The organism is Alteribacillus sp. YIM 98480 (assembly GCF_009765375.1).
In the GTDB taxonomy this organism is placed as follows: Bacteria; Bacillota; Bacilli; order Bacillales; family Marinococcaceae; genus Alteribacillus.
The window spans coordinates 44,918-69,651 of record NZ_VTOK01000015.1 but is presented as its reverse complement, the minus strand read 5'-3'; the positions used below and the strand labels follow the sequence as shown (position 1 = coordinate 69,651).

Here is a 24,734-nt window from a genome sequence, read left to right as displayed (position 1 = left end):
TAAAGCTCCTTTTCTTATGCTTCGTTTAAGCCTTCAGCTTTTTGCTTAAGGCTGATAGAGAGTCATCTATAATACTAATCATTTTTTCGATTTCGTCTTTTGTAATAATAAGCGGCGGTGCAATGGCGATAATATTTTTGCCAACACCAGCGCCAAGGGGACGGAGGATTAATTTACGGGCAAAGCATTCTTCCGTTAAAGCAGCCGCTGCCGTTAAAGAAGGATCAAATTCGATTTCTTTTTCACTGTCTGCAAAAATTTCAAAGCCTCCCAGCAGTCCAAGCGCTCTTGTTTTTCCGACCATTGAATGTTTTTCTTTCAAATAACCGAGTCCTTGAAGAAGATGCTTTTCCATGGTTTTCGTGTGATCCACGATTTGGTCGCGTTCCATGATTTCTAGATTTTTAAGCGCTACGGCACAAGCTGTTGGGTGGCCGCTGTAAGTGAAGCCGTGAGCAAGCACTTCTTCATATTGAACGAGGGTATCTCGTATGTTCTGATGGAGAAGAACCGCACCGAGTTGAGAATACCCGCTCGTAATACCCTTAGCAGTACACATAATATCCGGCACCACATTCCAGTGATCAACACCGAACATTTTCCCTGTACGGCCAAAACCGCAAATGATCTCGTCTGCAATCATATGGATATTAAACTCATTACAAAGATCTCGCACTGCTTCCATATAACCAGCAGGAGGCATATGGACTCCTCCCGATCCTTGTACAGGTTCTATAATGACGGCCGCAATCGTATCAGCGCCTTCCTTTTCCACGATGTGGCGAATACAGCCTTCATATTCCGGGTGGCTGGTGCTGCCTTTTTCGCATTCTGTTAGATGAGGCTTGGCATGCAAAACACCGTTAATAGACGAGCCGGCAAAGTTATGAAATGCTGCTAAATGGGTAGCTGATTGACCGGCAATCGTGACCCCATGATAGCTTTGTTCAAGTGCAATAATTTTCGTTTTTTGCGGCTGGTTTTTTAGCTGCCAATAGAACCGAGACAGTTTAAAGGCCGTGTCATTGGATTCAGAACCGCCGGACGTATAAAAAACGGCATTGAGATCTCCGGGGGCAAGGGCAGCCAGTTTTTCAGCAAGCAAAACAGCAGGTTCATTAGAATAGCCGGCAAACGATGAACTATAGGCCAGGGTAGACATCTGGTGATGAGCAGCATCCGCTAATTCTTTCTGACCGTGGCCGAGGTTAACGTTCCACAACATGGAAATTCCATCTATATAGGTATCTTTTTTTGTATCATGAACATAAATGCCATGTCCGTTTGAAAATGTTAGTTTTGGGCCATGGTCTACATGTTTTTTAGGGATAGTGGTGGGGTGCAAGTAATGTTTTTTATCGAGTTCTTCTACCTGTTTGGCATGGCTCTTATTATCGATAAGATGCTCCGTCATTTTAAAACCTCCTAAGTTGTCATTGGTGCTGCTAATTATAGAAAATGCAAATCCTGTGCCAACTAAAACACGAGTAATGGGATGGGAGGTGGCGGCTGTTTCTTTTCTTCCTAAAAAACATACTGATAATCGGCAGGAGAAGGGGAGCAGCTTTCAAAGAGAGATATAAAATCCATTAGAAAAACTTGACTTGCCGCCAAGTCCAAGTGGCGAAAACCGTAGTTTTTCTTAACTTTGATCCTTTAGGAAAGTTAAACTTCTGAAAGAATAAAAAAAGAGCAGGCGCAAGCCAGCTCTCTTTGTTATATAGGGGTGAAATTATGCAGTTATGCATAGGGTATTTTTATTTGCATAAAAAGGGTTAATCTATACTTATACGTTGTTTTGTTGTCTTTGCAATATTTTTTGATATTTCCGGCTGACAGCCGATTGGCTGATTTTTAAAGCTTTAGCAGCTTTACTCGTTGTTTTATACTTTTTCATTGCGAGCAGAATCAATTGTTCTTCGACGGACTCCTGTGCTTGTTGGTACGGCATGATATCGGTGATAAGCGGTTTGGCGCTGCCGCTTTTGCCGAAGTTTAAAAATGGACTGACAAAGTCAGCAGAGATGACGTCCTCTTCGGCTGAAACGACAAAACGTTCAATGAGATTTTGGAGCTCGCGAATATTACCAGGCCATGGATAGACTTCTAAGACATTCAATGCTTCAGGGGAAAGATGATAGTTTTTGCCGTACTGCTCGTTTAGCTGCTTCAAGAAATGAAAGGCTAACAGCGGGACATCCTCCGGTCTTTCACGAAGCGGCGGAATCGTAATTGGAATAACATTGATTCGATAGAAAAGATCCTCTCTGAATGTTCCGTCTGCCACCATTTTTTCCAAATTTTTATTGGTCGCCGTAATAATTTGGACATCAACCGGTATTGATTGGGTGCTGCCAACGGGTGTAATTTCTTTTTCCTGCAAAACACGGAGCAATTTAACTTGAAGCCGCTGCGGAATTTCGCCGATTTCATCGAGGAGTAAAACACCCTTGTCTGCTTTTTGGAAATAGCCGGTTTTTCCTCTTGTATCGGCGCCTGTAAACGCTCCTTTGGTATAGCCGAACAATTCGCTTTCAAGCAAGTCTTCTGGAATAGCACCGCAATTTATTTTTAGAAAAGGCTGATTGGATCGGCTGCCGTACTGATGTATGGATTCGGCAATTAATTCTTTTCCAACGCCGGATTCTCCTAGAATTAAAACGGTGGAGTTGAATTCAGCCAGTTTTTCAATTTTAATCATAATTTGTTCCATTTTTGTGCTTTGGTAAATGATTTTTTTCGCAAATTGGTCTTTGCTTTTTAAATTTTCTAGTTCTTTTTTATATTTTTTGGAAAGTCTTTTCGTTTCCTGCAATTCTGATTTTAAACGAGTTGTTTCGGTAATATCTCTAGAGGCAATAACGATTCGATGAAGCTCTCCTTTTTCATTAAAAACTGGATTGCCTACAGCGAAAACGTTTTTTCCGTTTTTGGTTTCTTGAACGACTGAAACTTTTTCCTGCCTGTCGATCACAAGGCGTGCGACAGATGGACTGAACTCTCCCTTATCTTCTAGCGCGAGCAAATTCTCTCCTAATAATTCTTTTAAATCCGTTTCCCAAAAATCTGAAATGAAATTATCACTGTAGCGAAGAATTTCTCCTTTATGATTCACGACTAATATTTCATCGTACATGGAAGTGAGAATGGCATTTAAATCAGCGTTTAAGTCTTTTACATATTCGATTTCCATTGCCATTTCTTCTACCATCGGCAAGTCCTGAACAATAATCATAATACCGTCAACCTGGCCATCGTTATTAAGAATGGGGCTGAAATCAACCAGAATGCCCATATCATTGGTGAATTGAATTTGGTTAAGGACCGTTTCCCCTGAGATAAATACTTTTTCGAGGTGATCGTTGTTAAAAATCACTTCCGCGTCTGCTCCCATGATTTTTTCGTAAGAGGAATTAATCATTTTTAGGCCGGCTTCATTACAATTGACGAATTTCTTTTCTTTGTCTACTACAAAAATCCCCATAGGGATAGAGGAGAGCATCGTTTTTAGCAGGTTGCTGTTTTGGTTTTCTTGACGGAAAAGCTCAACAAGCAAATCTTCTCGTCTCATATATCCTAGATACTCTCCATGTTCATCCTTTGCTAAAGCAATCGGCTCCCCGAGTGTCTGAAAAATAAACGGCAGTGACGTATTTTCTTCTGGTTTTAAAATGCCAACATTATCAAGGGAATGAGCGTGGGTGATAAGAGTTTCTACGTTTATTTCGGGATCGGACCATGTATTGATACGGAGGTCATCGCTATACACGAAAGCATACACGCTTCCTTTACTTTTAAGAAATATAAATGGCTCTTTATGTTCTGATAGTTTTGCTTTCCACTCCTTTTCAGGAGGGTCAACGGAGATGCAAAAAAGAGGATGGAGCTTTTCTTTCATCACCATAGGCATCGGTTTTCACTCCTTTTTACTCGGAAAGTATTAGAAAAACTCCTGTTCGCAGAGTTTTCATGGCGAAAGCCGAAGTTTAACTTATACTGTTACCACTAAAATTTTGATACTTTCTTAACAGTATAACAATAGGAAGACAGATGTGGGAGTGCCGTCAAAAAACCGGAGGAGATGGCTGGGATCTCCTCCGGAAGGATCGTTAGGCTTTTTTTCTTGTAAGGTTGTTGTCTGTCAATTCTCGTTCATCTTCCGCTGTTTCCTTTGGCACATATTCGATCTTATATCCGATAAAACCGTAAATAAGGGCTACAATGGGGCTGATTAAGTTTAGGAAAGCATAGGGAGCATAAGTAAACGCTGATACTCCAAGCGTTGCAAACATAAACGCTCCGCATGTGTTCCAGGGTACGAGCGGTGATGTCATTGTCCCGGCGTCCTCAAGTGTTCTCGATAAGTTTTTCAAATGAAGATTTCTTTCTCGGAACGTTTTGGCGTACATCCGCCCCGGCAAAATAATAGATAAATACTGGTCACAAGCAATAATATTAGCTCCTATACACGTAGCAATCGTGGTCGCAATTAAGCTGCCTGTTTTTTTGGCAAATCGGAGCAATCCCATTACAAGCGCTTCAAGAATACCTGATGTTTCTAGAATGCCTCCAAAGGACATGGCAATCAAGATTAAGGAAACCGTATAAAGCATGCTTTCAATGCCGCCATTATTAAGAAGGTTTTGCATAAATTCAAGACCGGTGTCTGATGAGAACCCATAATACATAATGTTAATCGCTTCTCCGATACCAGTGCCCTGGAACCCTACTGCAAAAACCACTCCGATAAGCGAACCAATGGTAAGGGCGGGGATGGCAGGCATCTGTTTAATCATCATCATAATGATGGCTAATGGAGCTAAAAGCAGCCATGGCGTGATGACAAAATATTCACTTAATTGGGATTGCAAGGTTTGAACTTGCTCAATGGTCGCGCCTTCTCCAGAAACGTAAAAGCCAAGCACCGTATAGAGCAGCAAAGCGATAATCAGCGCTGGAATGGTGGTGAACATCATATGTTTTATATGTTCAAATAACTCCGTCCCTGTTATACCGGGAGCGAGATTCGTTGTTTCAGATAGGGGAGAAACTTTATCTCCAAAATAGACTCCTGATATAACAGCGCCGGCTACCATTCCGAGATTCATCCCAAGACCTTCCCCAATCCCCATTAAAGCAATACCAATCGTACCGGCAGCTGTCCACGCATTTCCAGAAGCGATGGCGACCACACAGGATATAGCACAGGCAGCAACGAGGAAATAGGAAGGGTTCAAAATATCTAAACCGTAATAGATCATGGTTGGCACAATGCCAGCTGCTATCCACGTACCGATAATGGCACCGATAATCATTAAGATAATAACGGCCTGAAGGGATAATCTGATAGCATTGAGCATTCCTTCTTCGAGCTGTTTCCATGTAAACCCTAGAGACATGGCTACAATGGCGCCTACCCCTCCGCTTATTAAAAGAGGGATTTGAGGGTCTAAATCAAATTGTAGGATTCCAATAAACAACGAAGCAATCATAAAGCCTATCGGTATAAGAGCCAGCTTAAAAGTAGGTTTTTTCATTTCTCGTTCTTCTTTTCGTTCATCCATGATCTGTTCATCTCCTTTAATGATAGATTTGGCATAATTTTCAAGGTAGTTCTATGTTCACGGGCAAAAGCTACTGCTCATCCTTTCTTGGAATAAATGCAATTATTATGCCAACTCAAAAAAGGCTTTATTTTTAGATGATTTAGAAAAAATAATAATCCTTCTACCCATTTTTGCATAAATTATTCGGTTGTGCATAGGAAACTGTCGTTCTCCATGAATTAAATAAAAGCTTCCAAATAAAGTTATTTCTATAATAAAAATGGCGGCTTAGGATTGGCACAAAATTTGCAATACCCATAGCATATCGTCTTTTAAAAGAAATCATGAAAAAAGGAGATTCTAAAATGACAAACGAAAAAAAGACACAGAAGCTGGCAGCTTTAGACAAAGCTCATTTTATGCACCCGACTTCTCCCATTAAACAACAGCAAGAACACGGTCCCTCTTTTATTTTTACAGAAGGGAAGGGTGTGTATCTCAAAGAAACAAACGGAAATAAGGTTATAGATGGAATGTCTTCTCTTTGGAATGTTAATGCAGGACACGGAAGAAAAGAGCTGGCTGAAGCAGCCAGTGAACAGATGAAAACATTAGCTTTTACGTCTAGTTTTTCTACATTTAGCAATGAACCAGCCATTCAGCTTGCTGCCAAAATCGCAGACCTGTCTCCTGGAGAGTTGAATGCTGTTTTTTTCACGTCCGGAGGATCTGAAGCAAATGATACGGCCTATAAACTTGCTCGTCATTATTGGATGTTAAAAGGAAAGCCAGAGAGAAAGAAAATTATCTCCAGAAATAATTCTTACCACGGTGTAGCAATGGGGGCAACGAGTGCTACTGGCATCAAGCCGTTTCGGGATTTTACGAATTCCTTAGCGCCAGACTTCTATTTCGCTGATAGTCAATCTGCTGTGTCTTTTCGTCAACTCGTTGAACAAGAAGGACCAGAAACGATAGCCGCTTTTATAGCTGAACCGATTCAAGGAGCAGGAGGAGTCCACCCGGCGCCTGAACATTATTTTAAAGAGGTGCGGCAAATTTGTGATGAATATGGAATTTTATTTATTGCTGATGAAGTTATTACCGGTTTTGGTCGTACTGGTACTATGTTCGGAATGGAACAAGAAGGAGTCGTACCGGATATGATGTGTTTTGCTAAAGGGGTGACGAGCGGTTATGCCCCTCTAGGCGGTGTCGTTCTTTCCAAACAAATGCATGATGATTTTAAAAAGCTTTCAGATGGTGTTTTGCTTCATGGGTATACGTACAGCGGCCACCCAATGTCTTGTGCTGTGGCTCTAAAGAACATCGAAATAATAGAAAAGGAAGGACTTCAGGAAAACGCTGCGATCAGGGGAGATGAACTGATCCAGGGATTTAAAGCCGTACAAGCGAGAAGAAGTACGATAGGTGAAGTTCGTGGAAAAGGATTAATGGTCGGGTTAGAAATTGTAAAAGATCAAGAGACCAAAGAAAAATTCGCAGCAAAACAAGCTCCTTTTCTTATAGCTGAAGCTGCAAAACGAGGTCTGATTTGCCGTTCCGTTGTATTCGGAGAGCAGGATGCGTTAGTGTTTGCGCCGCCATTATGCATTACGAAAGAAGAAGTAGAAAAGATGGTTGAAATCCTGGAGGATTGTATTGTTTCATTGAAAGAACAGGTATTAAAGAAATCTTAAAAAAAGCTGAATAAGTTAAGCCTCGGAGGAATATCTTCGGGGTTTTTGTGCGTTAGGAAGTATAACTTTGCAAAGGGTCAAAGCATAAGTGAAACTATTGCTCCGGCAAAAGACTTCACGGCAGACGGGCTGGATTCCTATGCTTTATAATGATAAAAAAAAGTATGCTAAGATAAGTAAGGACAACCTATCCATAGAGGAGACGTTCCCATGGGATCTATCATTGGACACATTCAAGTAAATTATCCTAAGTTAAGCAAAATGGAAAAAAGAATAGCAGATTATATAATGGAACATAAAGAAGATCTTTTAAATATTCATATAGGAGAGCTAGCAGAAAATATTGGAGTGTCAGAAGCAACGATTACCCGTTTTAGCCGTAAGGTAGGCTGCAAAAACTTTGTGGAATTGAAAATTTTACTGCGGGATGTAGTGGAGCGACACTCAGAAACAACTGGTATTATTGGCAGTGTGGATGACATTTATGACACGGTGCTCCAATCCACTCGGCAGGTCTTGGATGAAAAAGCTCTGCAAATTGCTGTCAGTTGGTTAGAAAAAGCAAATTCTATACATATTTATGGTATTGAAAGCTCGGGGCTGAGCGCAGAGGAAATGAAAAAAAGAATGCTTAGGATGGGGTATAAAGTGGATGCCCACACCGATTCCCATGTCATGCTGATAAACTCTTCGATACTCGGGTCAGAAGATGTGATTTTAGCTATATCAAATTCTGGGGAGACAAGAGAAGTTATTGATGCTTGTCAACTTGGAAAAAAACAGGGAGCAAAAGTAATAAGTATTACAAATCATGATCAAACGCCGTTAAGTAAAACCTCAGATATATTGCTGTTTACTTCTAATTTGAAAATTCACGAAGCCAAAGGCCTTATCAATTCGCAATTATCGATGATTTATGTCCTGGACATATTAAGCATGATGCTTGTGCAAAATGAGCAGGCAGCAAAGCACTATAAAAAGACGGTAAATGCTTTAAATCATTATAAAAAAATATAAGACCAGGTCTAGCACGAACGGGTTCAGTTTAAGGAGAGAAATCAACAAAGAATACTATTATTATCAGGCCAAATCAAGCTGATATCTAGATATCAGCTTGGTTTTGTCTTCTTCTTTTGCCTGCAAACCTAACATGCTAATTAGCAAACGAATGTTCAAGATTAATACAGGTTACTAATAGCTATTACTTTTTAATAGATGTGTGAAAAACACTGCTGATTTACATGTATTATCAAGGGTAAATGGGATTTTATGTTGAAATAAGAGTGGGAGTTACATCTCAAATGAGGAGGATGACATCTACAATGAGCAGTGAGATGAAATAGGGTGATGTTCGGTTAGCAGATGTCCTTTTAAAGGAACTCGTTAGACTAAACAGCGCCCTGTTATTATTGTCGGAAATGAATTGGCATTAGATTAGGATGTCATTATTGCTCCAGTTACCAGCGATTATGCAACTCTCACACCGCCTTTTCCATTACCAAGAGAATAAATGACAGACCTCTGGTGCAGGTATCCGCCCGGGTCTTTTTTTATGTAATTCCGTGTTGCAAATTTAAACTATTTTCTAAATGTAATTGCAAATTAAATCAATGTATAATAAGATTCCAAATAAGATATTTAGAAATTTATAGGCAATTAAAATTGTAAGCGTTTTAAATGACAGCAGAAACTAGGGGGTGAGAGTTAAAGTAGCAATTAGTTGTATGTTGTACTTATCAAAGATTAATAATTTTTAATTTATCAATTAAACGGGGGGAATATTACTATGATGAAAAAATGGTTGCTTGCAAGCGCACTATCTATTGGGGTAGCAGGTTTAGCTGGTTGTAATTCAGGAGGAGATAATGAAGAGGCGGGAACCGGTTCAAGCTCAAACGCAGATGCAGAAATGGATTTTCCTACACAAGAGGTTCGAATTGTCATTCCTTATGATCCAGGCGGGGCAAGTGATTCACACGCACGTGCCATTAGCGAAGCGATTCAAAATAATGATCTCTTATCTGAAAATGTAAACGTTGTTAATTTACCTGGGGCTAATACTAGAAATGGGTTGGAAGAAGTATTAAATGCTGATCCTGATGGCCACACGGTACTTCTCCATCACTCTACCTTGAATTCTATGAATGCAGTGAATCAAATCGATATTTCTTATGAAGATTATGCCTTGATCGGGCAAGCTACTTATACTCCGAATGTATTAGTGGGCAGCAGTGACTCTGAATATTCTACGTATGATGAATATTTAGAAGCAGCCAAAGAAGATCCAGGTTCTATTTCAGTTGGGATACCTGCAGTAGGATCTACGGCACACCTGGCTTATGAAGCAATTGCCAAGGCATCTGGAGGCGAAGATGCATTTAAAGTGGTGCCTTTCCAAAGTGGAGGAGATTTGATTACCGCGCATGAAGGCGGTCAAGTAGACTTAAGAATTGCTTCCACGCCTGATGCAATCAGCTATGTAGAATCTGGAGATGTTATTCCTTTAGTTTCAACTAGTGAAGGACCGCACTTCGATCCGTTAATGGAAGATGCAATGACGATGTCTGATTTTGATTTCGATCAAGATGTAAATGTAAGATTTGGTCTTTATGCTCCTAAAGAAACACCAGAAGAAGTAGTGGAAAAATTAGAAGACACGTTAGAGCAAGTGGTTGAAACAGATGAATTTCAAGAATTCGCAGAAAACAATGGGGTAGAGGCAAAATTCTTAAATAAAGAAGAATTTACAGAGATAAATGAAGATGTGCAAGCACTTTTTGAGGACCTCTCCGGCAATATTGACGTAGACGCCGAAGAGCAGGAGGCAGAGTAAGTAATAAAGCCTAATGTGAATAGGTGGACGGTGTTCCACCTATTTTACTCATTTTATGTCTGAGGTGGCTAATGATGAGCAGATTTGCTATTCAAACAATTATGATTCTCTTAGGAATATTATTTTTCTTTACGGGTTTTAATATTAATCCTAATGGATTTGAAGGGGACGTTTTAAATCAACGAAACTATGTATTAATCTTAGCCGTTTTATTAGTCCTAGCATCATTAGGTAATATTATTTATTTAAAACTCAAAAATAAGGACCTTCCAGCAGCGGAAAAAGAAGAGGAAAAGGAACAGGCTGATGAATCAAATTCTAATAAAACCGTATATCTAATGATGGGATTGCTGGTCTTCTATGCTGTGGGCTTTACGTATATTGGTTTTTTCGTAACCTCACTCATTTTTATATTTACTCTTACCTGGTTTATGCAGCAGTGGCAAACCAAAAAAATATTTTCTTCTATGCTATTTAGTGTCGTGCTAACTGTTGTATTATTCTTTTTGTTTGACGTTATTAATGTGTATCTGCCAAACACTCTATTGATTTGATTTGGTGGTAGGGGGTTCTTAAATTGGATTTTGCTAACTTTGTTAATACGTTAATAGACATCTTAACCAGCTCTGCCATTGGTTATATTATTCTTGGTACGGTTATGGGAGTAATTTTTGGGGCTATTCCAGGTCTGACCGCTACATTAGCTGTCGTTATTTTACTGCCATTTACGTATGGGCTTGACGCGGTAACTGGCATAGCAACATTAATTGGAGCTTATATTGGAGGGATATCTGGCGGGGTTGTGGCTTCTATACTCATTGGTATGCCCGGTACTCCTTCATCACTAACCACTACGTTTGATGGGTATCCGTTAGCAAAAAAAGGGTTGGGTGCCCAAACCTTAGCTATGGGTTCGTTATCCAATTTAATAGGATCATTAATTTCATTGGTTCTGCTAATATTAATTGCACCTCAACTAGCTAATTTTGCGCTTTTGTTTACACCTTTTGAATATACAATGGTGATGCTTTTTGCTTTTGTAATGGTTGCCGGATTAACAGGAGATTTTTATAAAAGCTTACTTATGAGTTTACTAGGATTGATTATAGCCTCTTGGGGATTTGATCCTATTAATGCTGTAGAAAGAAATCCTTTAGGATTCTCTGTGCTAAATAACGGAGTACCGGCTATTCCGGCGATGATTGGTTTATTTGTAATATCGAGAGTTTTTATAGAAATGAAAGATGGAGATAGCGATTCAATTATTCCAAAGGTGACGGCAAGTAAAATCCTTCCACCTTTAAAAGACATAAAAGATTCATCGATGAACTTTTTCCGTTCCGGGATTATTGGATCTATGATAGGGATTCTCCCTGGTATCGGCCAGTCATTAGCTACTTTTGTAGCCTATGATCAAGCCAAGAAAGCCAGCAAGGACCCTGACTCTTTTGGAAAAGGAAATATTCAAGGAGTTGTCAGTTCAGAAACGGCTAACAACGCTGTTATTGGCGGTGCTCTTATTCCGCTGCTTGCTTTAGGAATTCCAGGAGATGCAGTGTCAGCTATTTTGCTTGGTGGACTGCAGCTTCAAGGTTTGCAGCCTGGGCCGCTTTTATTCTCAAATCAACCCGATTTTATTATTGGAATATTTGTTGCTTTCTTATTGTCGGTCCTTGTTATGTATATCTTCATGGTGACAATAGGAGCTAGAATTTTTCCTAAGTTATTGTCTATTAGCAAATGGTACCTGCTGCCAATTGTGATTGTGATGTCAGTGGCAGGAAGTTACAACATTGGTTACCGGGTGGAAGATGTATGGATCATGCTCATTTTCGGTATTGTAGGCTACTTCATGTACAAATGGTCATTTTCTCCATTACCTTTAGTTATCACATTGCTTCTTGGTGCTGATTTCGAGGAATACTTAAGAAACGGATTAATTCAAAGTAATGGAAGTATCGCACCATTTTTCACGAGGCCAATAGCGCTGCTGTTCTTTATATTTACTGTTGTAACGGTAATTTTAATTATGAGAAATAATCGAAAAAAAGAGGTGTAAGTTTATGAGAATTGTAGTCACTTCACCAAGTTTTGGTGTATACAACAAAGACACAGTTAAAAGCATGGAAAAAGAGGGCTGCACATTTATATGGGTTGTTCCCTATGACAGGGATTTGCTGTTAGATGAAATTGAAACAGCTGATGCTTTTATTGCAGGTGTAGACAAGGTAGATAAGGAAGTGATTGAACAGGGCCGCCGTTTAAAAGTTATTGCCAAACATGGGATAGGAGTAGACAATATCGATTTAAAAGCAGCAGAGCAACTTGGTATTCCTGTTACGAACTCGCCTGGTACGAATAGTGACGCCGTAGCTGACTTAGCTTTTGGTTTAATGATTAGTGCTGCCAGAACCATTCCACAAGCCCATCAACTGGTTAAAGAAGGGGATTGGAAACGAATAGATGGAACATCGGTTTTTGGAAAAACACTGGGTGTTATTGGATTAGGAAAGATTGGCAAAGGTGTGGCAAAGCGAGCAACAGGCTTTGATATGAACATTCTTGGTTATGACGTTGCCCCATCTTCCCCTGAAGAAGAAAATCTAGACATTGAGCGAGTAGATTTAAAAAAACTTTACGAAACCGCTGATTACATCACTCTGCATCTCCCGTTATTACAGAGTACCAAACATCTGATTAATAAAGAGGCTTTACAAAAAATGAAATCAAACGCCGTCGTTATTAATACGGCTCGCGGTGGATTGATTGATGAATCTGCATTGGCTGAGGCGTTAACATCCAACCAAATCAGAGGGGCAGCTCTTGATGTGTTTGAAAAAGAACCAAACGTAGATCCAAAGCTGTTATCATTAGACAATTTAATTGTTACTCCGCACATGGCAGCTTACACAGATGAAGCGAGCAGGTTAACAAGTGATAAAACAGCAGAAAATATTCTTAATGCTCTGCAAGAAAAAGAGCTGACAAATGTAGTAAATGAATAGGAGAATCTATTAACTTTTTTTTGATCATTATTGTTGCAGTATTAAACAATATTTCACATGAAGTTGCAATTAAAAACACTCTGCGCCAAAATAAAAAGAGAAGAGGCAATTTGTGAATAATTAGGAGGAGACGGGTATGAAGGAAGTGCATTTAGACGGTGTGATTACGGCGCTTTTAACGGCGTTTGATGAAAACGGGGACGTGAGTGAAAACAAAGTCCGCCAGCTATCAAGGCGCGTGTTAGATGCTGGCGTAAATGGATTATTTGTACTGGGGACGAATGGTGAATTTCATGTATTAAATGAAGAGGAGAAAAAGCTGGTTGCAAAAGCTTCGATTGAAGAAGCAAACGGCGACGTTCCGGTGATTGTAGGGACCGGTGGAAACAGCACGCGGGAAGTTATCGAGCGTTCGAAAACAATGGAAAGCTTGGGAGCGGATTGTTTATCGGTAATCACTCCTTATTTTGACCCGCCGTCTCAAGAAGAGTTATGCGACTATTACCGGGACGTAGCAGAAAACGTTGCCATTCCAATCATGATTTACAATATGCCGTCACGCACCAATGTTTCTGTTGACCCGCAAACGGTTGCTAGATTATCAAAGATTCCTAACATCATTGGTATTAAAGACAGCAGCGGTGATATTAATCTTATTAAACAATATATCGAACAAACAGAAAACTTTGCGGTATTGTCAGGCGCAGATTCATTGATTCTCGACACATTAAAAGCTGGTGGAAATGGCGGTGTGGCGGCTACATCCAATATGTTCCCGGAATTAGCTGTTTCCATTTACAATAATTGGGCTAATGGCAAGGTTGAAGAAGCGGAAAAAAGCCAGGAAGCTCTTTTACCGATACGAACGTTATCCAAGCGTGCCACCACGCCTGCAGTGTTTAAAGAAGCGGTTTGCCAATTAGGCATTGATATCGGGGCGCCGCGAAAACCGGTCCATCGCGTGTCGAGCGACATTCAAGAAGAGCTGCGGGAAGTGTTAAAACAATACGAGCCATACATTACGGGGTAAAGCCAATACAGAAAGGAGAAGATTATGATGGCGAACTTTTATCAGTTTCGAAGTGCCAACCGAATTTTTACAGGAGTTGGAGTCGTAAAAACGATTAAAGATAATATTCATCAGCTGCCGGGAGATATCAAGAATGTGTTGATTATTGCTCAGCCTTCTATGTTGAAGTTCGGCTATGTTGATACGCTTCAAGAAGCGTTATCAAGCGCTGGCGTTACATCTGCGGTTCGTTCGGATGTTACGCCAGAACCTACCATTCATTATGTGGAAGAGGCAGTGGAAGAAATCAACCAAGAACAGTATGACGCGATGATTGGCATTGGCGGTGGCAGTGTATTAGATGTAACGAAGTTTTTTGCTGTGTGCCACACAAATGAGCAATCTGTCCGGGAAATGATGGGCATTGAACAAATACAAAAGCCGGGTGTTCCAATGATTCTGATCCCATCGACTTCGGGAACGGGATCAGAAGTTACGCCGAATTCTATTTTAACGCTGCCAGAAGAAGAATTGAAAGTCGGGGTTGTAAGCCAGTACTTTCTTCCGCAGCAAGTGTATTTAGATGCTGCCTTAACGCTGGAGCTTCCGAAGCCTATTACAGCGGCAACAGGAATGGATGCATTTACTCATTCTTTAGAATCGTATATTTCAAATAAAGCCAATCCTCTTAGTGACATGTTTGCGATGGAGAGCATGAAATTAATCAGTGATAACATTTTGGAAGCTTACCACAACGGCAAGAATGAAACGGCGAGAGAAAATATGCTGCTAGGTTCTATGCTTGGCGGAATGGCTTTAAGTGCAGCTGGAACGGCAGCGGTTCATGCGATGGCATATCCGATTGGCGGTTCGTTTGGTGTTACACACGGGGTAGCTAATTCTATGCTGCTGCCGCACGTGATGGAATTTAACTATGATGCTGTTGAAGAACGGTTGGAAATGGTTGCACAGGAAACGTCATTGTCGAAAAGCGGCAATGCCAATGATGTACTCGAAAGCATTCAGTCGTTAACAGCTGAGCTGGAAATCCCGCAGGATTTGCGAGCTTTCGGTGTAAAAGAAGACGATGTTTCTGATCTTGCCGCAGCAGCATCCAACGTGAAGCGATTGATGGATAATAACCCTAAACAAATGAGTGTCAAAGAAATTGAAACGATCTATCGTCGTTTGCTCCTCTAAATGAAAAGAGAAATGAAATATATGGATAGGGGGAGGGTGAACGGATGGATTTATGTATAATAGCTGACGATTTAACAGGAGCAAATGATTCAGGGGTGCAATTACTGGATGTCGGGTATAATCCGACCGTCCTAGTAGATGGAGAACTAAAAGGTCTTCATAAACATGAAGTAGTTGTTGTAGATACAGATTCAAGGGCAGATGCCTCGATGGCTTCTTACCATAAAGTAAAGCAAGTCATGAACACGGTTCAGCAGTATCTCCCCGACGTTGTCTATAAAAAAATAGATTCTACTATGCGGGGAAACATTGGCGCAGAGCTCGACGCAATTTATGATACATGCTCACCTGATTTCATTGTTATCAACCCAGCTTTTCCTTCTGCTGGCCGTTTTGTAAAAAACGGGGAACTGTACGTAAAAGATAAACCATTAGATAGGAGCCATATTAAAAATTATCCTGGGCCCCCTTTTGACACCGCTTCGATCAAAACGATCATTAACAGGCAGTCTGCCCACGATTTATGGCACGGTTCGCCTGATTGGACGGATAAGCAGTGGAAGGAAGCTTTAAAAAAGCACGATGGCGAAAACAGGCGCTATATCACCTTTGATGCAGAGACAGGTGAAGATATCGAGAGAGTTGTTCAAGTTTTAACGAATTCTTCATACCGGTTTTCCTGGGCAGGGTCGGCAGGATTAATGCCGGCTGTGGCGAAAGCTTGCTTATCCCAGGAAAAGAACGAGTCGACAGAAACAAAAATGGGAGCAGGAAGGTTTCTGTTTACGATTGGAAGCATTAATCAAGTGACAAGATCGCAGTTAGAGCAATTGAAAAAGGCTGATAATATGTGCCATATTGCCGTGCATCCGATCTCGCTGTTATTTGATTACACAGAGACTTGGAATAACGTGAAACGGCAATTTGAAGAAGGAGCAAATGGAAAGCATGTAGTGCTATATACATTGCATGACGAAGATACTTGGGAGTCTTTACAGCAAGCGTTGAAAAAGCGAAACATGGAAATAAAAGATGCTTCCAGAGAAATTGCAAATGCACTCGGAAACTTAGTGAAGCAATTACGTTCTACCGCTGCATTTAAATGGTACTTTTTATCAGGCGGCGACATTGCAAAAGCTGTCTGCCGGCAAAATAAATGGGATCAATTAAAACTGATTGACGAATTAGAAAATGGAATCCCTATCGGTCAAGCCCAAGAACATGATCCTGTATTTGTCATCACAAAAGCAGGTGCGTTTGGGGGAAGAGACGTGTTTTTACATGCTTTGGAAAAATCGGAGAGGGGGGTATTATATTGATGAGCAAAAAGCCAATTATCGGTACAACCATGGGCGACGTGGCCGGAGTAGGGCCGGAGATCATAGTAAAAGCGCTTTTGGAAAACGATCTGTACAAACAAGTACGGCCGCTAGTTATTGGAGACGCGTTTTATTTACAACAAGCCGTCGAAATTGTAAATAAAGACGCATCCATAAACAAAATAGAAGCGGTAGAAGAGGCCCAGTTTGAAACGGGTACACTCAATTGTTTACAGGTCGGGAATATGTCCCAGGACATTCCAAAAGGGCAAGTGAGTGCAGAAGCAGGGAAGCATGCGTATCTGTTTGTAGAAAAAGCGGTTGATCTTGCCAAGGATCAGCATATTAACGCTATTTGTACAGCTCCTTTAAATAAGGAAGCAATGCAAAAAGGTGGTTACAAATATCCAGGGCATACAGAAATTTTAGCTTCTTTAACGAATACAGACAACTATTCAATGATGTTATCTGCTCCTAACCTGAAAGTGATTCATTTAACAACACACGTAGGGTTAAAAGATGCGATAGAAAGCATTACGCCGGAACGGACGTATGAGGTCGTTAAGCTCGCTCACGAGACGTTAAAAGCGTCTGGGAACGAAGATCCTTCGATTGCGGTATGCGGCATTAATCCTCACGCAGGAGAAAACGGGCTGTTTGGATATGGGGAAGAAGAAAAGCAAATGGTTCCTGGTATTGAAAAAGCGCAAGCAGAAGGAATCAATGTCGTAGGACCGAGCCCGGCAGATACTCTATTTTTCCGAGCAGCCCGCGGCGACTATGACATCGTTGTAGCTGCTTACCACGACCAAGGCCACGGCCCCGTGAAAGTGCTAGGGCTGGAAGCAGGAATCAATATTACAGTAGGCCTTAAGGGCGGCGTCATTCGCACGTCTGTTGATCACGGAACGGCTTTTGACATCGCAGGCAAAAACATTGCTGATCATCAAAGTCTGATAGCTGCTATATATAATGCAGCAGAACTGGCACCAAAACAATCGATAACCTAAAATGAACAAGGAAGAAAGGAAGAGGGTGACTCCTTTTCCTTACAATTATTCGTTATAATAAGCACAAAATGAAAGAATAGTAGGGGAGAATGGCATGAAAATAGGAATAATCGCTCCTTATGAAGGGATGGCTCAAAGGGCAAAGTCGCTAGAAGTAGATAATAACCATCTTACCATTCGCGTGGAAACTGGGGATTTACGAGAAGCACTGAGGCCTTTGGCTGAAATGGAGAAGGAAGGGTTCCAAACGATTATCAGCCGCGGGGGTACGGCTCGGCTTATCCGTGAACATACGACACTGCCGGTCATTGAAATCGGTGTGTCTGGCTATGATATTTTAAGGCTGATTATGATGGCCAGGCAATGGGGAGAGAGCGTGGAGCTTATTGGTTTCCCTAACGTTTGCAGCGGCTTTCAAGAAATGATGGATATATTAAATATTCATATTCCATACACGACCATCTATAGTTCAGAAGAAGTGCTGCCAGTTGTTGAAGATGCCAAAGCACGCGGAGTGTCGACAGTAATAGGAGATACAATTACTGTTCGGCAAGCAGAAAGGCTGGGCATGACCGGTATTTTAATTAATTCAGGCATAGAAGCGATTAAGGAAGCGGTGGAACAAGCGAAAACAACCGCAAGCTTAATGCATAGGCAGCAACAAATCCTTCAGGGCTTTCAGCACCTGCTTCATAACGTAAAAGAACCCCTCTTACTATTTAACGAAGAAGGAGAAATTACGTTTAAAAACCATGCTGGCGCTCATTTTCTGCAAGACTATCAGCTGAAACCCGAATTAGACAAATGGCCGAAGAAATTAAGAGACATCTGGATGAAGCTTATGAAAGAAGGCCAAGTCCATGAATGGGCCGTATTTGCGAATAAAAGATGGGAAGCGCAAGGCGAGCAATTGCACCAAAACGGGGAGAAGGCATTTTATATAAAGCTCGAAGAAGAGAGGCGTTTCTCTATCAATCGGACAGATTTGTCCATTCTGCCATTGGAAACAATGATAACCTCTTTTCAGCATATTCTTCTGCCAGAGGACATGGATGCTCCTGAAGTAATCGATACCGTGAAAAAGTTTCGATCTCTCGCCATTGTTGGGGAAAAAGGCACGGGCAAAAGAACCATTGCTTCTGCGATTCATTCCGAGCTTTATGATTTCTCCGCCTCTAAAAAAGAAATAACCATACGAGAATCCATTAGTGAAGATAGTTTGTTACTGATTCAAGAAACCATAAAAGTAAACAATGGTGTCCTTTATATTAAAGGATGGGAACACGTAGAGTCAGCGCAAATACAAAACTGGCTTTCCTTAGCAGATGAAAACCGGGCTTTATTAGTCTTTGCGGCAGAAGATCGTCATATCGTGGATACCGTATTTCAAAATGAACAAGTACTAACCATTCCAGCACTGCGCGAGAGGGTCGAACATATAAAGACATTTACATTACCTTATATTGCCCAATACAATGCAGTGTTTGGAAAACAAATCATAGGCCTGAATGATGAGGCATATAAAGCGTTGAAAGAAAAAGAATGGAAAAATAATTTAAATGATTTGCGTATTATGATAAAAAACGCTATCAAACAATCTGATGGTCCGTATATAACACGCACGGATTTGAAGCCAAATGAGTCAGAAAATGAGTATGCCAACATAGATATTCCAGCGAACAAAACACTAGCTGAACTAGAACATGATATTATTGAACATGTCATGAAAGAGGAAGATTATAACCAAACCAAAGTAGCGGAGCGTCTTGGAATCAACCGCTCAACCTTATGGAGAAAACTTAAAAATTGACCCTGAAAAGACCTTAGTCGCATCTAGTATGACTGGGTCTTTTTTCATTTAATAAAGCCGAATTCGAATTGATATTGATGGGATCTATTAAGGTATTGAGGAGAAGGGAGTTAATCAAAAAACAGGAAATGTAATTAGAAGTAGATAAAAGATTTTTTCGTCCATCCGAAGTATGACATACACCACTTTCAAACCATGGAGTTATGGAGTATAGAAGCAATCAAACAGACGGTGAGGAGTGGACTTGGATGTGCTGTTTTGCCTAATATGACAGTAAAAAAGCAGAGAACGGAAAGCTGAAAATCCCGAGTCATTCTTAAAAATTCGACCCAATTTATTTCCAGGAGATTGTCATGAGCAGAAGAGGCTTTTGTTGAACTTGTTTTCCATTCGTGATTTACGGACGTTCAAGAAGGAATGGCAATGCGGATTTTTTAGCACCCGCTCGAAAAAACCGGATAATTCATAGATACTTATATTTGCGTTTTAAGTACTTTTGGGGTCGTTTTTACATGTCCCAATACTGTTGTTGGTGATGCGAATGTCAAAGTTTGGGGGTATGGCCTTTTTAAAGGGTGCCGTATTAGAGGGGAAGGGGCTGTTCCTAAAAGTCGGTTTTCACCGGCTTATGGGGCAGCCCCTTCGCGTGTCCATATATTACTGATGACAATTACACCAATTCATTTGTGAGTTAATTGGTTTTTCTGTTTTTCTCTCATTACTGAACCCGTTCCCCTAGGACCCGGACTCTGTTTTTGCCATTTGGTCATAAAACGTTTTTGTAATAAGCTGCGGACGTGTAATGGCACTTCCGACGACTACGCAATGTGCTCCGTTTTCTAAAGCATCACCAGCCAAGTCAGGTGTAGAGATTTTCCCTTCTGCTACCACTGGAATAGAAACGACGTCAGAGATAGCTCTTAATAATTCAAAATCGTTGTCTGCAAGCGATTGTCCTTCTGTCTCTTTCGTATAACCTATTAACGTAGTGGAGACACAATCAAATCCTAATTTTTCTGCATTGATTGCTTCTTCAAGAGAAGAAACATCGGCCATTAGAGCAATCGACGGGAACTTATCACGGACAAATGATATTTGGGTTTCTATTTTTTCATCTCTTGGTCTTTTTCTGTTTGTAGTATCTACTGCAATCATCTCTGCGCCAGACTCAGCAATTTCAACTATTTCTTCTAGAGTAGGAGTGATAAATACATCGCTATCAGGATATACCTTTTTTCGAATGCCGATAATCGGTAAATCTGTTTGTTTTTTAATTTCTTTAATATCGGACGCTGAATTTGCACGGATGCCAGCTGCTCCTCCAGCTTTTGCTGCCAAAGCCATTCTTCCCATGATGAAAGAGGAGTGGAGCGGCTCATCTTCTAGAGCCTGGCATGATACGATTAGTTGGTTTTTCCATTGCTGTAATACCGGATGTGTCATTTAATTCATCTCTCCTAATATTTCTTCTACTTCATTTTTAATACTAGTTACCTCAGGTCCATAAATAACCTGCACACCGTTGCCGCTAGTAAGGACACCTTTAGCTCCCGTATTTTTTAGTGCGTCTTTTGAAACGTTTTCAACAGAATGTACGCTTACACGTAATCTTGTTGCACAGGAATCAAGATCTTTCACATTATTTTTGCCGCCTAGTCCAGCAATGATAGCTTCTGCACGGTCTGTTCCTTTCATCGTATGATCTGAGCTATCTTCTGCTTCACGTCCTGGCGTCTTTAAATCAAACTTACTGATAGCAAATCGGAAGGTGAAATAATAAAGGAAAAACCATGGAATTCCAATGACAGGAACCATCATCCAATTTGTTTTGTCATTTCCTTGCAGAACCCCGAATAACAGAAAGTCAATAAATCCTCCTGAAAAGGTCTGTCCAATCGTGATTTCAAACATATGAGCGAGCATAAAAGCTAAGCCATCATAAAAAGCATGAATAACGTACAATAGCGGAGCTAGGAACAAGAAAGAAAATTCGATAGGTTCTGTAATTCCTGTTAAAAAGGAAGTTAAAGCAGCCGAAAACAGCAGCCCAAATACTTTTTTCTTATTTTCAGGCTTTGCCATATGGTACATAGCCAAACAAGCTCCAATTAAGCCAAACATCATAGTAATATGGCGGCCGGACATAAAACGTGCCGTACCGATAAAGAATTGTTCAACATTTCCTTCACTAAGTTGTGCGAAGAAAATTCGCTGCGTTCCTTCTACGATAGAACCTGCTATTTCCATCGAGCCCCCAAGACTCGTGGTCCAAAACGGAATATAAAAAATGTGGTGCAATCCAAAAGGACCTAAAAGCCGCAGGACAAACCCATACACTAAGGTTCCAATATAACCAGTTGCTTCAATAATTCCGCCTAATGAGAAGATAAAAGATTGAATAGGAGGCCAAACGTAATACAAAGCTAAACCTAATAAAATCGAAAAGAATGCGGTAACAATTGGAATAAACCGAGAACCTCCAAAAAATCCAAGAAAACGTGGTAATTCAATTTTGTTAAATCTGTTATGGAGGAAATACGTCATTAGTCCAACAACCACTCCACCAAATACACCGGTTTCAAGAGACTGAATACCAAGAAGCATTCCTTGCCCGACTTCAGCCATTTTTTCTTCCTCTGCAAGATTACCTGTAATGTTTAAAATAGCATTAATGGTGGCGTTCATAACAAGATAACCAAGCATTGCAGCAAGACCGGCTGTTCCTTTATCAGAACGAGCTAAACCAATCGCAACCCCCACCGCGAAAATGACAGCCAAGTTAGCAAATACGATACTTCCAGCAGAACTCATCGTAATAAAGATCGCTTGGAGCCAATCTTGATCAAGGAAGGGATATGCTTCTATGGTAGCGCTGTTACTAAATGCTCCGCCGATACCAAGAAGAAGGCCGGCTGCTGGCAGTACGGCTATAGGAAGCATAAATGATTTACCAAATCGCTGTGCTTTTTCAAAGAAAGCTGTTTTCATTTCTCTCACCCCTCGAGAAAATAGTTTTCATTTTTATTGTATATATGAAAATGGTTTTTATCAATAGTTTTTTGAAAATTCGTATGAGAAGAGGATAATATTAGAAAATAGGGATAACGTTTTATAAATGTGAAAACAGGTTATATCAAATATAGGTATATAAATGCAGCTAGCCCGAGGAGGTAAGAACAGTATGCCTTGGACCATGAATGATTATCCGTCCTCCCTGAAAAATCTTGACAAAGCAGTTCGGAAAAAAGCGATTGATATTGCAAATGCCATGGTGGATGAAGGCTATGATGAAGGACGGGCGATCCCGATCGCCACCGAACAGGCTAAAGAATGGCATGATAATGCTTCAAAAGAGGAAATTGATGAATTTATGGAAGAGGAAGATCCCACCGAACGTTCTGAAGAAGGAAAAAAATATGACAACAGACCGGAGCTTCTCGATCGAGCAGAAATGGTTGTTTCTCATGAAGACGGCTGGGCGGTACAGGCAAAAGGGGCCAAAAAGCCAGACAAAGTCTATGATAAAAAAACCGATGCGATAGAACGTGCAAAAGAAGTAGCAGAAAATAAGGGAACTGAAGCCGTCATTTATAAGAAAGACGGAACCATAGAAAAACGGCATACGTACTCCAGCTAATCAGAAAAGGATAACCAATTTTTGGTTGTCCTTTTTGATGGAAAGTGGAACGGACCCAGGAATACATGCTCAGGGCGGGCGCTTAAAGGCACAGCAGGCTTTATTCCCTTTCCCAGTTCCCTTCACAAAAAAGAAAGCCCTGTCATGTATAGAAACTCGTGTATAATAGAATGTGCAGCATCAAGTGAAAGGGGCTTACATAATGAGTAATAAACACAAAATAGCGGTCATCCCTGGTGATGGCATTGGACCGGAAGTAGTAGAAGAAGGGATCCGCGTCTTAAACAAAGCAGCGGAGCTGGATGGGAACATCCATTTTGAGTTCACTTCCTTTCCGTGGGGATGCGAGTATTATGCAAAACATGGAAAAATGATGGCCGACGACGGAATCGAACAGCTGAAAGAATTTGATGCGATCTATTTGGGAGCAGTTGGATATCCTGGTGTGCCGGATCACATCTCTTTATGGGAACTTCTTTTGAAAATAAGAAAGAGTTTTGATCAATATGTTAATTTACGTCCGATCACTCTTTTAAAAGGTGCACCGACTCCTTTAAAGGAAGAAAAACAAGACATTGATATGCTGGTGATCCGTGAAAATAGTGAAGGGGAATATGCAGGGGCAGGGGACTGGCTTTTTAAAGATAAGCCAGAAGAAGTCGTCTTGCAGACTGGTGTTTTTTCACGAAAAGGGACAGAGCGAATCATCCGCCATGCATACGAAGAAGCACGTCGCTCCGGCCGAACGCTGACAAGCATCAGTAAAGGCAACGCGTTAAATTATTCGATGGTATTTTGGGACCAAGTGTTTGATGAAGTAGGAAAAGAATACCCTGATGTGAAAACGTATTCTTATTTAGTGGATGCAGCAAGTATGTTTTTTGTTCAGGACCCGGGCCGTTTTGAAGTTGTTGTCACGTCGAATTTGTTCGGCGACATTATAACAGACCTCGGAGCTGGACTTGCAGGAGGCTTGGGTTTGGCAGCCGGAGCTAATATTAACCCTTCAAAAGAATACCCTTCAATGTTTGAGCCGATTCATGGTTCTGCACCGGATATTGCCGGCAAACAAATCTCCAATCCGCTTGCAGCGATTTGGTCAGCGAGCCAGATGATGGATTTCTTTGGCCATGAAGATTGGGGGCACCGTATTCTGCAAGCAATCGAACAAGTCATGGTTGAAAATGAAACACTGACTCCAGACATGGGTGGAAACCATTCCACGTCAGATGTTGGTAAAGCAGTTGCTCAGGCTCTTGAAAATACAATGAAGTAAGAGCTATGCCTGTAACTAAGCCGCATAAAATAACATAAGCTCGTCCAATTAAAATGATCTATATCAAAAAATCGCCTCCTGCAGTGATTATCCAGAAAACCAACGGGGCGATTTTTTTGATTTTCGGCTTTATCATTTATTTCTGTTTGAAACATTGTTAGTCCCTGAATGAAAAAGCAGTGTGGCGATAACCCCCGCCCGGATTGCAACCTAGTACTTTTAAACGACAGCGTCATACATATCGAAACAGCTCTTTTTCATTCATTTAAATTACTATTTCATAAATGGTACACTTTGGTAAACAAGCCTGACTGATGTAACCAAAATTTTATGTGATCACGGGTGAAAATAGGGAACAGTAACATTGAACCTGCAGTACGACAAAAGGG

The 24,734-nt window shown here is 40.8% G+C and carries 18 protein-coding genes and 1 pseudogene; 14 read left to right on the top strand and 5 right to left on the bottom strand.

Translation table 11 applies throughout. The annotated features are described in order from the left end of the window. Nucleotides 1–25: 25 nt before the first annotated feature. The 3 genes from FZF09_RS17775 to nhaC form a co-directional block, all read right to left on the bottom strand. On the bottom strand, nt 26–1,414 hold the full coding sequence (locus FZF09_RS17775) for an aminotransferase family protein (protein WP_158737939.1): 1,389 nt from the start codon (nt 1,412–1,414) through the stop codon (nt 26–28). 372 nt (nt 1,415–1,786) lie between these two features. Continuing rightward, nucleotides 1,787–3,910 carry a sigma 54-interacting transcriptional regulator gene (locus FZF09_RS17770; RefSeq protein WP_158737938.1) on the bottom strand — a complete coding sequence of 708 codons (2,124 nt, stop codon included), beginning with the start codon at nt 3,908–3,910 and terminating at the stop codon, nt 1,787–1,789. Between the two features lie 199 nt (nt 3,911–4,109). Further along, nucleotides 4,110–5,564, bottom strand: coding sequence for a Na+/H+ antiporter NhaC (gene nhaC / locus FZF09_RS17765; RefSeq protein ID WP_158737937.1), 1,455 nt, complete (start codon nt 5,562–5,564; stop codon nt 4,110–4,112). Between the two features lie 347 nt (nt 5,565–5,911). Here nhaC and FZF09_RS17760 point away from each other — a divergent pair, with 347 nt between their 5' ends. From FZF09_RS17760 to FZF09_RS23405, 12 genes and pseudogenes are all read left to right on the top strand, one after another. Beyond that, entirely contained in the window at nt 5,912–7,246 is a 1,335-nt protein-coding gene (locus FZF09_RS17760; RefSeq protein ID WP_158737936.1) for an aminotransferase family protein, read from the top strand. Between the two features lie 210 nt (nt 7,247–7,456). Further along, nucleotides 7,457–8,263, top strand: a complete 807-nt coding sequence (locus tag FZF09_RS17755) for a MurR/RpiR family transcriptional regulator (protein ID WP_158737935.1) — start codon at nt 7,457–7,459, stop codon at nt 8,261–8,263. Nucleotides 8,264–9,032: 769 nt separating this feature from the next. Further along, nucleotides 9,033–10,079: a Bug family tripartite tricarboxylate transporter substrate binding protein gene (locus tag FZF09_RS17750; protein ID WP_158737934.1), complete on the top strand. Its 1,047-nt coding sequence runs from the start codon at nt 9,033–9,035 to the stop codon at nt 10,077–10,079. A 71-nt stretch (nt 10,080–10,150) separates the two neighbouring features. Next, nucleotides 10,151–10,633: a tripartite tricarboxylate transporter TctB family protein gene (locus tag FZF09_RS17745; RefSeq protein ID WP_158737933.1), complete on the top strand. Its 483-nt coding sequence runs from the start codon at nt 10,151–10,153 to the stop codon at nt 10,631–10,633. A gap of 23 nt (nt 10,634–10,656) precedes the next feature. After that, nucleotides 10,657–12,138 (top strand): tripartite tricarboxylate transporter permease, encoded by a 1,482-nt coding sequence (locus tag FZF09_RS17740; RefSeq protein WP_233269542.1) that lies wholly within the window; start codon nt 10,657–10,659, stop codon nt 12,136–12,138. Between the two features lie 4 nt (nt 12,139–12,142). Then, nucleotides 12,143–13,084, top strand: a complete 942-nt coding sequence (locus tag FZF09_RS17735; RefSeq protein ID WP_158737932.1) for a phosphoglycerate dehydrogenase — start codon at nt 12,143–12,145, stop codon at nt 13,082–13,084. Nucleotides 13,085–13,220: 136 nt separating this feature from the next. After that, entirely contained in the window at nt 13,221–14,114 is an 894-nt protein-coding gene (gene dapA, locus FZF09_RS17730) for a 4-hydroxy-tetrahydrodipicolinate synthase (protein WP_199256819.1), read from the top strand. A gap of 24 nt (nt 14,115–14,138) precedes the next feature. Further along, complete coding sequence (locus FZF09_RS17725; protein WP_158737931.1) at nt 14,139–15,293, top strand: iron-containing alcohol dehydrogenase; 1,155 nt, start codon at nt 14,139–14,141, stop codon at nt 15,291–15,293. A gap of 44 nt (nt 15,294–15,337) precedes the next feature. After that, nucleotides 15,338–16,612, top strand: coding sequence for a four-carbon acid sugar kinase family protein (locus FZF09_RS17720; protein WP_158737930.1), 1,275 nt, complete (start codon nt 15,338–15,340; stop codon nt 16,610–16,612). Next, the gene (pdxA, locus tag FZF09_RS17715) at nt 16,612–17,622 is read left to right on the top strand and encodes a 4-hydroxythreonine-4-phosphate dehydrogenase PdxA (RefSeq protein ID WP_158737929.1); all 1,011 of its coding nucleotides are present in this window, start codon (nt 16,612–16,614) and stop codon (nt 17,620–17,622) included. Before FZF09_RS17720 ends, pdxA begins: the two co-directional genes overlap by 1 nt. Before the next feature lie 94 nt (nt 17,623–17,716). Then, nucleotides 17,717–19,432 carry a sigma-54-dependent Fis family transcriptional regulator gene (locus FZF09_RS17710; RefSeq protein WP_158737928.1) on the top strand — a complete coding sequence of 572 codons (1,716 nt, stop codon included), beginning with the start codon at nt 17,717–17,719 and terminating at the stop codon, nt 19,430–19,432. Between the two features lie 168 nt (nt 19,433–19,600). Next, nucleotides 19,601–19,717: pseudogene (locus FZF09_RS23405) on the top strand (LysR family transcriptional regulator); the annotation flags it as partial. A gap of 450 nt (nt 19,718–20,167) precedes the next feature. Here the strand turns inward: FZF09_RS23405 and FZF09_RS17705 are convergent. Both FZF09_RS17705 and ptsG read right to left on the bottom strand, forming a co-directional pair. Beyond that, complete coding sequence (locus tag FZF09_RS17705) at nt 20,168–20,875, bottom strand: N-acetylmannosamine-6-phosphate 2-epimerase (protein WP_158737927.1); 708 nt, start codon at nt 20,873–20,875, stop codon at nt 20,168–20,170. Beyond that, a complete protein-coding gene (gene ptsG, locus FZF09_RS17700) occupies nt 20,876–22,420 on the bottom strand; it encodes a glucose-specific PTS transporter subunit IIBC (protein ID WP_158737926.1) in 1,545 nt (514 codons plus the stop codon). It lies immediately after the preceding gene. A 193-nt stretch (nt 22,421–22,613) separates the two neighbouring features. On the opposite strand from ptsG, the gene FZF09_RS17695 reads away from it, so the two are divergent. Both FZF09_RS17695 and FZF09_RS17690 read left to right on the top strand, forming a co-directional pair. Further along, nucleotides 22,614–23,069 carry a DUF2188 domain-containing protein gene (locus FZF09_RS17695; protein ID WP_158737925.1) on the top strand — a complete coding sequence of 152 codons (456 nt, stop codon included), beginning with the start codon at nt 22,614–22,616 and terminating at the stop codon, nt 23,067–23,069. Between the two features lie 202 nt (nt 23,070–23,271). Beyond that, complete coding sequence (locus FZF09_RS17690) at nt 23,272–24,345, top strand: tartrate dehydrogenase (RefSeq protein ID WP_158737924.1); 1,074 nt, start codon at nt 23,272–23,274, stop codon at nt 24,343–24,345. Nucleotides 24,346–24,734: the final 389 nt, after the last annotated feature.

Bases quoted from the DNA above. Each gene is read 5' to 3' on its own strand.
- nhaC (WP_158737937.1), bottom strand. From the start codon at position 5,564: ATGGATGAACGAAAAGAAGAACGAGAAATGAAAAAACCTACTTTTAAG.
- FZF09_RS17705 (WP_158737927.1), bottom strand. From the start codon at position 20,875: ATGACACATCCGGTATTACAGCAATGGAAAAACCAACTAATCGTATCA.
- FZF09_RS17750 (WP_158737934.1), top strand. From the start codon at position 9,033: ATGATGAAAAAATGGTTGCTTGCAAGCGCACTATCTATTGGGGTAGCA.
- FZF09_RS17695 (WP_158737925.1), top strand. From the start codon at position 22,614: ATGCCTTGGACCATGAATGATTATCCGTCCTCCCTGAAAAATCTTGAC.
- FZF09_RS17760 (WP_158737936.1), top strand. From the start codon at position 5,912: ATGACAAACGAAAAAAAGACACAGAAGCTGGCAGCTTTAGACAAAGCT.
- dapA (WP_199256819.1), top strand. From the start codon at position 13,221: ATGAAGGAAGTGCATTTAGACGGTGTGATTACGGCGCTTTTAACGGCG.
- FZF09_RS17690 (WP_158737924.1), top strand. From the start codon at position 23,272: ATGAGTAATAAACACAAAATAGCGGTCATCCCTGGTGATGGCATTGGA.
- FZF09_RS17725 (WP_158737931.1), top strand. From the start codon at position 14,139: ATGATGGCGAACTTTTATCAGTTTCGAAGTGCCAACCGAATTTTTACA.
- FZF09_RS17710 (WP_158737928.1), top strand. From the start codon at position 17,717: ATGAAAATAGGAATAATCGCTCCTTATGAAGGGATGGCTCAAAGGGCA.
- FZF09_RS17720 (WP_158737930.1), top strand. From the start codon at position 15,338: ATGGATTTATGTATAATAGCTGACGATTTAACAGGAGCAAATGATTCA.
- FZF09_RS17770 (WP_158737938.1), bottom strand. From the start codon at position 3,910: ATGCCTATGGTGATGAAAGAAAAGCTCCATCCTCTTTTTTGCATCTCC.
- pdxA (WP_158737929.1), top strand. From the start codon at position 16,612: ATGAGCAAAAAGCCAATTATCGGTACAACCATGGGCGACGTGGCCGGA.
- FZF09_RS17745 (WP_158737933.1), top strand. From the start codon at position 10,151: ATGATGAGCAGATTTGCTATTCAAACAATTATGATTCTCTTAGGAATA.
- FZF09_RS17775 (WP_158737939.1), bottom strand. From the start codon at position 1,414: ATGACGGAGCATCTTATCGATAATAAGAGCCATGCCAAACAGGTAGAA.
- FZF09_RS17755 (WP_158737935.1), top strand. From the start codon at position 7,457: ATGGGATCTATCATTGGACACATTCAAGTAAATTATCCTAAGTTAAGC.
- ptsG (WP_158737926.1), bottom strand. From the start codon at position 22,420: ATGAAAACAGCTTTCTTTGAAAAAGCACAGCGATTTGGTAAATCATTT.
- FZF09_RS17735 (WP_158737932.1), top strand. From the start codon at position 12,143: ATGAGAATTGTAGTCACTTCACCAAGTTTTGGTGTATACAACAAAGAC.